This is a genomic window from Polaromonas sp. UBA4122, assembly GCA_002381615.1.
GTDB lineage: Bacteria > Pseudomonadota > Gammaproteobacteria > Burkholderiales > Burkholderiaceae_C > Polaromonas.
The window spans coordinates 1-8,979 of record DFWY01000092.1; the positions used below are offsets into that span (position 1 = coordinate 1).

Annotated in this window: 10 protein-coding genes; 4 read left to right on the top strand and 6 right to left on the bottom strand. The window is 59.6% G+C overall.

Annotation, left to right across the window (positions count from 1 at the left end; genetic code table 11):
• From phnD to B3F77_RS12365, 4 genes are all read right to left on the bottom strand, one after another.
• The coding region (gene phnD / locus B3F77_RS12350) for a phosphate/phosphite/phosphonate ABC transporter substrate-binding protein (RefSeq protein ID WP_293605240.1) at positions 1 to 578 on the bottom strand (578 nt) is incomplete at its 3' end.
• Positions 579 to 731: 153 nt separating this feature from the next.
• Positions 732 to 2,885, bottom strand: a complete 2,154-nt coding sequence (locus tag B3F77_RS12355; RefSeq protein WP_293605241.1) for a phosphocholine-specific phospholipase C — start codon at positions 2,883 to 2,885, stop codon at positions 732 to 734.
• Positions 2,886 to 2,938: 53 nt separating this feature from the next.
• Positions 2,939 to 3,118, bottom strand: coding sequence for a hypothetical protein (locus B3F77_RS12360; protein WP_293605242.1), 180 nt, complete (start codon positions 3,116 to 3,118; stop codon positions 2,939 to 2,941).
• A 13-nt stretch (positions 3,119 to 3,131) separates the two neighbouring features.
• Entirely contained in the window at positions 3,132 to 3,884 is a 753-nt protein-coding gene (locus tag B3F77_RS12365; protein WP_293605243.1) for an HAD family hydrolase, read from the bottom strand.
• Between the two features lie 108 nt (positions 3,885 to 3,992).
• On the opposite strand from B3F77_RS12365, the gene B3F77_RS12370 reads away from it, so the two are divergent.
• From B3F77_RS12370 to B3F77_RS12380, 3 genes are all read left to right on the top strand, one after another.
• On the top strand, positions 3,993 to 4,793 hold the full coding sequence (locus B3F77_RS12370; RefSeq protein ID WP_293605244.1) for a DeoR/GlpR family DNA-binding transcription regulator: 801 nt from the start codon (positions 3,993 to 3,995) through the stop codon (positions 4,791 to 4,793).
• 66 nt (positions 4,794 to 4,859) lie between these two features.
• On the top strand, positions 4,860 to 5,237 hold the full coding sequence (gene rdgC, locus B3F77_RS12375; protein WP_293605266.1) for a recombination-associated protein RdgC: 378 nt from the start codon (positions 4,860 to 4,862) through the stop codon (positions 5,235 to 5,237).
• 31 nt (positions 5,238 to 5,268) lie between these two features.
• Positions 5,269 to 5,469 carry a DUF6444 domain-containing protein gene (locus B3F77_RS12380; protein WP_293605245.1) on the top strand — a complete coding sequence of 67 codons (201 nt, stop codon included), beginning with the start codon at positions 5,269 to 5,271 and terminating at the stop codon, positions 5,467 to 5,469.
• A 35-nt stretch (positions 5,470 to 5,504) separates the two neighbouring features.
• On the opposite strand, the gene asd is transcribed toward B3F77_RS12380, so the two are convergent.
• Both asd and B3F77_RS12390 read right to left on the bottom strand, forming a co-directional pair.
• The gene (asd, locus tag B3F77_RS12385; protein WP_293605246.1) at positions 5,505 to 6,359 is read right to left on the bottom strand and encodes an archaetidylserine decarboxylase; all 855 of its coding nucleotides are present in this window, start codon (positions 6,357 to 6,359) and stop codon (positions 5,505 to 5,507) included.
• Between the two features lie 73 nt (positions 6,360 to 6,432).
• Complete coding sequence (locus B3F77_RS12390) at positions 6,433 to 6,621, bottom strand: heavy-metal-associated domain-containing protein (protein WP_293605247.1); 189 nt, start codon at positions 6,619 to 6,621, stop codon at positions 6,433 to 6,435.
• Between the two features lie 205 nt (positions 6,622 to 6,826).
• On the opposite strand from B3F77_RS12390, the gene B3F77_RS12395 reads away from it, so the two are divergent.
• The coding region (locus B3F77_RS12395; RefSeq protein ID WP_293605248.1) for a heavy metal translocating P-type ATPase at positions 6,827 to 8,979 on the top strand (2,153 nt) is incomplete at its 3' end.

Sequence of the window (8,979 nt, forward strand, 5' to 3'; positions counted from 1 at the left end):
TTGATCACGTTGGCGTGGGTACCGGCCATGTTGATCATGCCAGCGTCTTTTGCAGGATCGACACCTGCCGAGATCATCATCGCCACCGGAACGTTGAAGCTCGATGTCGAATTGACGTCACCCAATGCGATTTTCTTGCCTTTTAGGTCCTTGACGTTATTGATCCCCGCATCGGTGCGGGCGAAGATGCCGGAGTAATACACAGATTCACCATGGCGTACCGCCAGCGCCAGCAATTCAGCGCATCCGCGACCGCGGGCCTGCAGGTAGCTCGCCGGGCCAAACCAGGCGATATCGGCGGCGCCGTTGCACATGGCCTCGACCACTGCTCCGTAGCTCTGTCCGACCTTGATATCGAATTTCAGGCCGGTGGACTGGTTGATTGCGCCGAAGATCGGTTCGAAATCCTTCTTGGTGCCGTCTTCGGTGCCGCCGTCGGCAGGTATGAGAATGACGCGCAAAGGCTCGGCCACGCTGCCATCGTGTTGCGCCCCGGCGAAGGTGGTCGCGCTGCCGAACAGTCCGGTGGTAGCTAACGTAGTTGCCAATACGGCTCGGATAAATAGATTGCGGTGCATGGTTGAATCTCCTGTCTGGTGGGTGAAATTGAAATTGCCGCTATCGCCGACGTAGCCTGCGGCGGCCGCCGCACATCGGCTTGCCTTATGCGGCGCTAGTGGCGCCAAAGATGCCTTCCTGAAGAACGCTTTTCTTTGGCATCGTCGGACGTTTTAAGTAGTTCCCATCGCCGGATCGCTGAGCCCATGCTGGCTGGTTTCGACCCGGCCAGCAAAGCGGCGCATATAGCCATTGAGCGTGTCGGCAGTCACGCTGAAGTCATACCAGTTGGCGCTCTTGCGGAGCGACCAGTTCTGTTCCACTACCTTGCCTGGTTCGACCTTCAACACCCATGGTCCGACGCTGCCGTAAGCATTGTCCTGAATCGTTAGCGTGCAGGCCTGTGTCCCGGTATTGCTGAATTTTACGTAGACATCCCCGTTTGCGATGTCGTAACAGACCCGGCATTCCGGGCTAGACACGTTTCCGATAGTTGCTGCATCGTCCTTGAATACGCGTACGAAGCCGTTCGGTCCATATACCCACAGATCATGCTTGCCTTTGTCGGCCGACACGTCCCAGATATCCGTCAGCGTCTTTCCGGCTTCAACGGTATAGCGGCGCGGAATGCGATCAAGATGCATCTTGTCATAGACGTGATACACCGCGCCCTGTGTGCCCGTGTTGGCGAAAGTCAGCTCAACGCTGATGCCGGCCTTGACGGTGGCGTTGACATGCAACTCGTAGGGCAGTCTGCGCGAAAAGCGGACCCCTTTTTCCTGGAACAGCGGCTGGTTCTTCGTCGGAACGGTATATGCCAGCATCGTTCTTTGCTGCGCGTCCAGCACCGCATAGTTGCTGGTGTCGGGCAGCGTTGGCCACGCCGCGTCTCGTGCCTGCCTGAAGTCGAACGCCGAGCTCAGGTCGCCGCAGACTGCACGATGCCATGGGCTGATGTTCGGAACAGCAATGTCGAAGCGTTTTTCCAGAAACATCGCCATTGAGGTGTGGTCGAACACTTGCGACGTGACCCAGCCGCCCTTGCTCCACGGCGAAATCACGTACATCGGGACGCGTGCGCTCAGCCCGAACGGCCGAATGGTGCCCGAAATGGTGTCGTCGGCTTTTTTGTATGTTCCTGTCGGGTCTGAAAAGTACTCGCCGTCAAGCTTGAGAGTGGCTTTCCCTGCCAGGGTACCGTCCAGGTTGTATGACGGAACGGCCGGCGGGGGCACGTGATCGAAAAGACCGTCGTTTTCGTCAAAGGTCAAAAAGAATGCCGTTTTGCTCCAGACGTCGGTGTTCGCGGTCAGTGCGTTCAACACCTGCTCCGTGAAGTTGCTGCCTTTCAGCGGGCTGGATGGCCCGCCTGGATGCTCGGAGAATGCTTGGGGAGGGAGCACCCAGCACACTTGAGGCAGAGTGCCGTTTTTGACGTCGCTGGCGAGGTCATCAAGCGTCCAGAGCGACATGCCGTTCTTGTAGATGGGCGAACCGGGTTGTGCCGTTCTGAAGCTGTCAAAAGCCAGGCATCCGTTCATCGCACCGGTCCAATTGTCGTTAGGGTCCTGATAGATGCGCCAGGTGATGCCGGCTTGCTCGAGAAGGTCCGGAAGAGTCGGCCATTTGAACGCTGTACCCTTGTAGGTATAGCCCGGTACCGGCCACTTGTCGACGGCAGGGTTGCCAAGCCAGCAGCGCAGATTGTTGGGCTCTGAATCGGTATCGGTGCAATTGATACCCTGGGCTCCCAGATCGGGATTGAAATTCGAACCGCTAAAGAAGGTGATCCGATTGGGGTCGGTCCCGGTGGTGATCGAGCAATGATAGGCATCGCAAATCGTGAAAGCTTCGGCCAGAGCGAACTGAAACGGAATGTCTTCCCGCTTGAAGTAGCCCATCGAATTATTATTCTTGTACTTCGGCCAATAGCCGAACTTGCCCTGGTTCCATGCCGCCTGAGAGTCCGAAAAGCTGTGTGGCGTGCTGGGCGCGAGCAAGGCATTGAATTGTTTCGGGTCCAGATGGAACGGCGCAACTTCGGTGGTGCCGTTGGACTGGTACCAGATCGGCTTGCCACTCTCGAGCGGTATCGGAAAGCGGTCGCCGAACCCGCGCACGCCTTTCATGGTGCCGAAATAATGGTCAAAACCACGGTTTTCCTGCATCAGGATAACAATGTTTTTGACGTCCTTGATCGTGCCGGTATCAACGGCGGGTTGAACGGCAAGGGCCTTGCGAATGCTCAAGGGCAGCGCGGCAAGCGCGGCGGCGGCGGCGCCTGTGTTGGCGCTCATGCGCAAGAATTTGCGGCGATCGATGCTCATAAAAATGTACTCCTAATGGTGGCAAATGGATTGTGGTTTTGGATCCGTGCGGTTTAGGGCGCACAGCGAATGACGGGCGCCAGCGTGGTGACTACGGGCGCCGGCGTGGTGACCAAGGCTGATTCTGTCGGTTGGGCGTCGACTTTTCCTCCTCCGCAAGCGGCAAGGTTCAGGGTCAGGAAAAGCGAAATGCCGAGGAACAGCGCTCGGGTTCGTGATGACAACGGTTTCATAAGTACTCCTGATTCAATGACAAAGGTTGATAGGACATGGCAGAGTGAAGCGGACAGGGTGAAACAGTGCAGAACGGTGGTCCAGCACCCAGCTTGTGAGCTGCTCGTAACCGGCAAAACTCAGAACGTTGGGAAGTAGGTCACCGGGTTGTCCGGCGTAGCCCCCTAGGTGGGCGGCAAAGCGAACCTTTGACAGTTGGGCGCAGCAAGCGTCCATGCCGGAGTCGCCCACAAACAAGGCTTCTGAGGCCGATATCTCCATACGCTCCATTAGAAGCAGCAAAGGGTCAGCCGCGGGCTTCGGAAGTGGCGCATCACCGAGGCTTACGATGGCGTCAAAAGAGTCAGCAATGGATGCCGATGCCAGCAGAACATCGGTCGAGGCACGATCCCGATTGGTACAGACGCCCAGCTTCAGTCCCTGTGATTTGAGTGCCGCTAATGCATCTGTCACGCCAGCAAACAAGGGAGCCGTCGACAACCAGCGCCGCTCGTAATAGGCCATGTACTCGATTTCGAGTTGACTCGCCGCAACCGCATCGACAGGAGCCGATTGCAGGGCGATGGCCTGGCGAAACATGGGCCTCAATCCTTCGTTGAGTGCTGACCGCAAGAGTGACATTGAAACTTCGCGCATACCGGCTTTCGCAAGCACGTCGTTGGCAGCGGCCGACAGCGATGGCAACGTATCAAATAGGGTGCCATCGACATCAAAAATTACTGCTCGTATTTGAGCGTTTGTGTTCATAAAATGAATGTTATTCACTAGATATGTCACTTTCGTGACTGCGTTTCTCCCTATATGGACATTTATCGCTCAAAAATTGTCATTTTTGGTTTCTAATATGCTCAGTTTTTATCCTCGGGATTTCGCATGCTCAAAGCCGCTCGCCACAAAGAAATCGTCGTCCTGGTTCAGGGAGGGGGTGCTGTCGAGGTCAGTGCTTTGGCCGAAAGGTTTCAGACCTCGCCCATCACGATTCGACGAGACCTCATCGAATTGCATGAGCGCGGGCTGCTGGAACGCACGAGAGGTGGGGCCGTCTCAGGAGAAGTTATCGCCGAAGGCTGGGCGCGTTACGAGAGCATCAGCTACGCAGAACGGGAACGAGAGAACTTTCGCGAAAAGCGCGCGATTGCGGAACTGGCCGCGCAGCTGGTCTCCGATGGAGACTGCATTCTGGTCAATGGGGGAACGACCTCTCGGCATCTGGCTGAGGCACTTCGCGGTCACCACAACCTGCATGTGGTCACGAACGGACTGACAGTTGCAATGGAGTTTGCTCGGAGCCAGAACGCCTCAGTCTATCTGTTGCCTGGCACAGTCGACTTCAAGAAGATGGCCTCGGTTAGCCGCCCCGCTCCCGGAGCCTTCGACGACATCTCGGTTCGCGCGGCTTTTCTGGGGGTTCATGGCATCTCGCTCTCGGGCGGCATCGGGATGCTGTCCCCTGAGGAAGCGGCCATGAACCGAGCCTTCATCGACGCAGCACAGACGGTGAACGTAATAGTGGATTCGTCGAAGTTCTGCTCTCAGGCCATCTTCCGTATCGCCAAGCTGGACAAGGTGACGCGCGTCATCACGGATGCAGGCATCGACCCGGGCGCACGTCAAAAACTCGAGAGCTTGGGAGTTGAGGTGCTTGTGGCGTCACCGGAAGACGCTTCGCTTTGAGTCAAGCGGTGCAATGATCGTCGCCAACTCATTTCTGGAACACCTTCACAACCGTCAACCGGCTACATCGTACAGCGCGGTGGCCACAAGCCCGACAAGAAACAGCTCCGGGAGCTGCGCAAAGATGCCAAGATGGTGCTGCTGCCCAACACCTTCTCCAAGACCGAACAAATCGGCGCCTGGATTGACCCACGGCCCATGACGTTGGTAATGGCGGCCACCTCCCAGACGAAAACCGACGAAGTCGTGACGGCCCTGATCCATTGCGTCGAAGGCATGAAGATCAAGGCGTTCGGCGAAAAGAACCGTACGGCGCGGGCCAGGCGTGACTGGCTCACATGCGACGAGGGCGTGGATATCTCCGCCGAGATCCTCTTGGGCGGTATCTATTCAGCCCTCCCCCCCCGGAATTGGCTGGGAAAGGCTGACCTCATTTTCGTTTGAGAGGTGAGTGGGTAGCGCGAGGATATCGAGCATGAACGAGATGCCCGATCTGATGCGACTGAGTCACGCCGATAAGGACGATCTGATATGCAGATTGTGGCCTTTGCAATTTGAACTGGGAAAGCTGATGGCACGCGTAACCGAACTCAAAACCCGGCTGGCGAGGAACAGTCGCAATTCGTTCAAGCCCTACAAGGCAATGCCCCACAGCCTCGCTTTGGCTGAGGGTTGAATAGTTTCAAACCGGCCACCTAAAAAGGCAAACCGTCAGGCGTCGCTGGCCATGGCTTCCCCCAGCCGGACACTGCGGCCGGGCACCCAGTCGGGATTGAACTGCAGCGGTCCTTTGGGGAACAGCATCACGACGGTGGAGCCCAGCAAAAAACGGCCCATCTCGTCCCCCTGCTTCAACACAATAGCGGGCGTTGATTCAGCAGGGTAGCGCCATTCACGCACCGCCTTGCCGCGCGGCGGATTCACCACGCCATGCCAGACGGTGGCCATGCTGCCCACAATCGTGGCGCCGACAAGAATCAGCACAAAGGGGCCGCGCGCGGACTCGAACACGCACACCACACGCTCGTTGCGCGCGAACAGTCCGGGCACACCCCGCGCAGTGGCCGGGTTGACTGAAAACAGCTCCCCAGGCACGCAAATCATGCGCGTCAGGCGACCCTCACACGGCATGTGAATGCGGTGGTAGTCCTTGGGGCTGAGGTAGAGCGTGGCAAAGCTGCCATCCTGGTACTGCGCGGCCAGCACAGCATCACCGCCCACCAGGGCCGTGGTGGAGTAGTGGTGGCCCTTGGCCTGGAAAATCTGGTCGTGCTCAATCACGCCAAACTGGCTGATCGCGCCGTCCACCGGACAAATCAGCTCGGCCTGCGCCAAAAGCCGAGCACCGGTTTTAAGGGCGCGCGTGAAAAAGTCATTGAACGTGCGGTAACTGGCGATGTCGGAATTAGCCGCTTCGCTCATGTTCACCTGGTATTTGCCGACAAACCAGCGAATGATCTCAGTGGTGACCCAGCCGCGCTCGCGGGAAGCGACGAAGCCCGCGAAGGCGGTCAGCGCCTGCTTGGGCAGCAGGTATTGGGAAAGGACGGAAAAACGGTCGGACACAGGCGCTCACGGTAGTGGGTGGTCGCGGCATTTTATCGGGAGGCGAAAAAAAGCCTGTGCGGGCCCGACAGGTTCAGTGCGTAGGGTAGCCGGCCTCCGTCAGCGCCGCCGCCACCGTTTGCCGGTCTTTGGACGTCTGAACCGTCACTTTTTTGGCGGGCAGTTCCACGCTGATCTTGGCATCAGGGTCCAGCAACTGGACTGTCTGAGTGATCGCCTTGACACAGTGACCGCAGCTCATTGCCGGGATATCGAATTCCATAAGGACTCCTTGAACCGTTGAGGGATGAATAAGGGATGAAGTCTGAACCTTCCCATGGGGGCAGGGTCAACCTATTTTCCTCGATGTCTCAGTGTATTCGGCGCTATGGTCAGCGGGCGGTTTGACCCTGACATGGTAGTAAGGTTCAAACTATCCCCATCGTCGCATTGAGCGATTCACCGCAGATCACCCAAGGAGAGCGCGCATGAGCGTCACACCAACATTAAAAGCCCCGCTGACCGCAGATAGCACCGAGCAGACCGAATGGCGCTTTCCCGTTGAAGGCATGACCTGCGCGTCTTGCGTGGCCCGCGTGGAGAAAGCGCTAGTCGGCGTTGCGGGGGTTGTTGACGTCAGCGTTAATTTTGCAACCGAGCAGGCCAGCGTCAAGGCGAGCCGCGATGTCAGCATGGAAACGCTTCAACGCGCTGTTGAAAAAGCCGGCTACGCCGTGGCCGAGCAGTCGGTGCGGCTCAAGATAGGCGACATGACCTGCGCCTCCTGCGTGTCGCGCGTGGAAAAAGCGCTCAAGCAAGTACCGGGCGTGCTCTCGGCCGAAGTCAATCTGGCCACCGAGACCGCCGAGGTGAAACTCTCGGGCGGCGCCGTCACGCCACCCCAACTCATCGCAGCCGTTGAAAAAGCCGGTTACCGTGCCTGGGAGCTTCAGGCGCCCGGCGCTGGTCCCGATGCCGCTGTCGGCCCTGCCGGAAAACCCGGCGCCGACTGGTGGCCCATTGCACTGGCAGCGGCACTGTCGGCGCCGCTGGCGCTGCCGATGCTGGGGGCGCTGGTAGGCAAGATGTGGATGCTGGACGGCTGGCTGCAATGGCTGCTTGCCACGCCGGTCCAGTTCTGGCTGGGTGCGCGCTTTTACCGTGCCGGCTGGAAAGCGCTGCGGGCCGGTGCCGGCAACATGGATTTGCTGGTGGCCCTGGGCACCTCGGCCGCCTATGGGCTCAGCGTCTACCAGCTCCTGGTGCATGGCGACCATGGCATGGCGCATCTTTATTTCGAAGCGTCGGCCGTGGTGATCACGCTGGTGCTGCTCGGCAAATGGATGGAAGCGCGCGCCAAGCGCCAGACCACCGAAGCCATCCGGGCGCTCAATGCGTTGCGTCCCGACACGGCACGGCGGCGCCGCGATGGCAAGGACGAGGAGGTGGCGGTGGCCGAGGTGCTGGTCGGCGACCTGGTCGTGGTGCGCCCCGGAGAACGCATCGCGGTGGACGGCGAGATCATCGAAGGCGCCACGCAGGTGGACGAATCGCTGATCACCGGCGAGAGCCTGCCCGTCAACAAGCATGAGGGCGACCGGGTCACGGGCGGTGCGGTCAACGCCGAAGGCCTGATCGTGGTCCGTACCACGGCGGTCGGGGCTGAATCAACGCTGGCCCGCATTGTGCGGATGGTGGAATCGGCGCAGGCCAAAAAAGCGCCCATCCAGCGGCTGGTGGACCAGGTCAGCGCCGTGTTTGTGCCGGTCGTCATAGTGGCGGCCTTCATCACCCTGCTGGGCTGGGGCCTGTTTACCGGTAACTGGGAGACCGCCATTCTCAACGCCGTTGCCGTGCTGGTGATTGCCTGCCCCTGCGCCTTGGGGCTGGCCACGCCCACGGCCATCATGGTCGGCACCGGCGTGGCAGCCAAGCACGGCATTTTGATTAAAGATGCTGAAGCGCTGGAAGTGGCGCACCGGGTCAAGGTCGTGGCCTTCGACAAGACCGGCACGCTGACCGAAGGCAAGCCCGAGGTGGTGGCGCTGGAGCCCAACGGGGGCTCGTCGCGCCATACGGTTCTGGCCTGGAGCGCTGCCATCCAGGCCGGCAGCGAACATCCGCTGGCCAAAGCCGTCACCGCACTCGCCTTCAAAGACCAGCTCAGCGTGCCGGCGGCGTCGCAAGTGCGTGCGGTCGCCGGGCGCGGCATGTCGGCTGTGGTGGAGGGGCGCGAACTGCGACTGGGAAGCCCGCGCTTCATGCAGGAGCTTGGGGTGGATCTCAGCGCCTTTTCAGCACGCGCCCAGGCACTGGAAGCCGGCGGCCGCACAGTGTCCTGGCTGGCCGATGTGAGCAACCAGCCCCAACTGCTGGGACTGCTGGCCTTTGGCGACACAATCAAACCCAGCGCAGCCCCGGCAGTGGCCAGTCTCCACGCGCTGGGCATCAAAACTGCCCTGGTGACCGGTGACAACCGCGGCAGCGCCGAAGCCGTTGCGAAGCAGCTCAACATTGACATCGTTCATTACCAGGTCTTGCCGGAAGACAAGGCCGCCATCGTTGGCCAGCTCAAAGCGCAAATCCAGGAAAATGGCGGCCGCGTGGCGATGGTGGGCGACGGCATCAACGACGCGCCCGC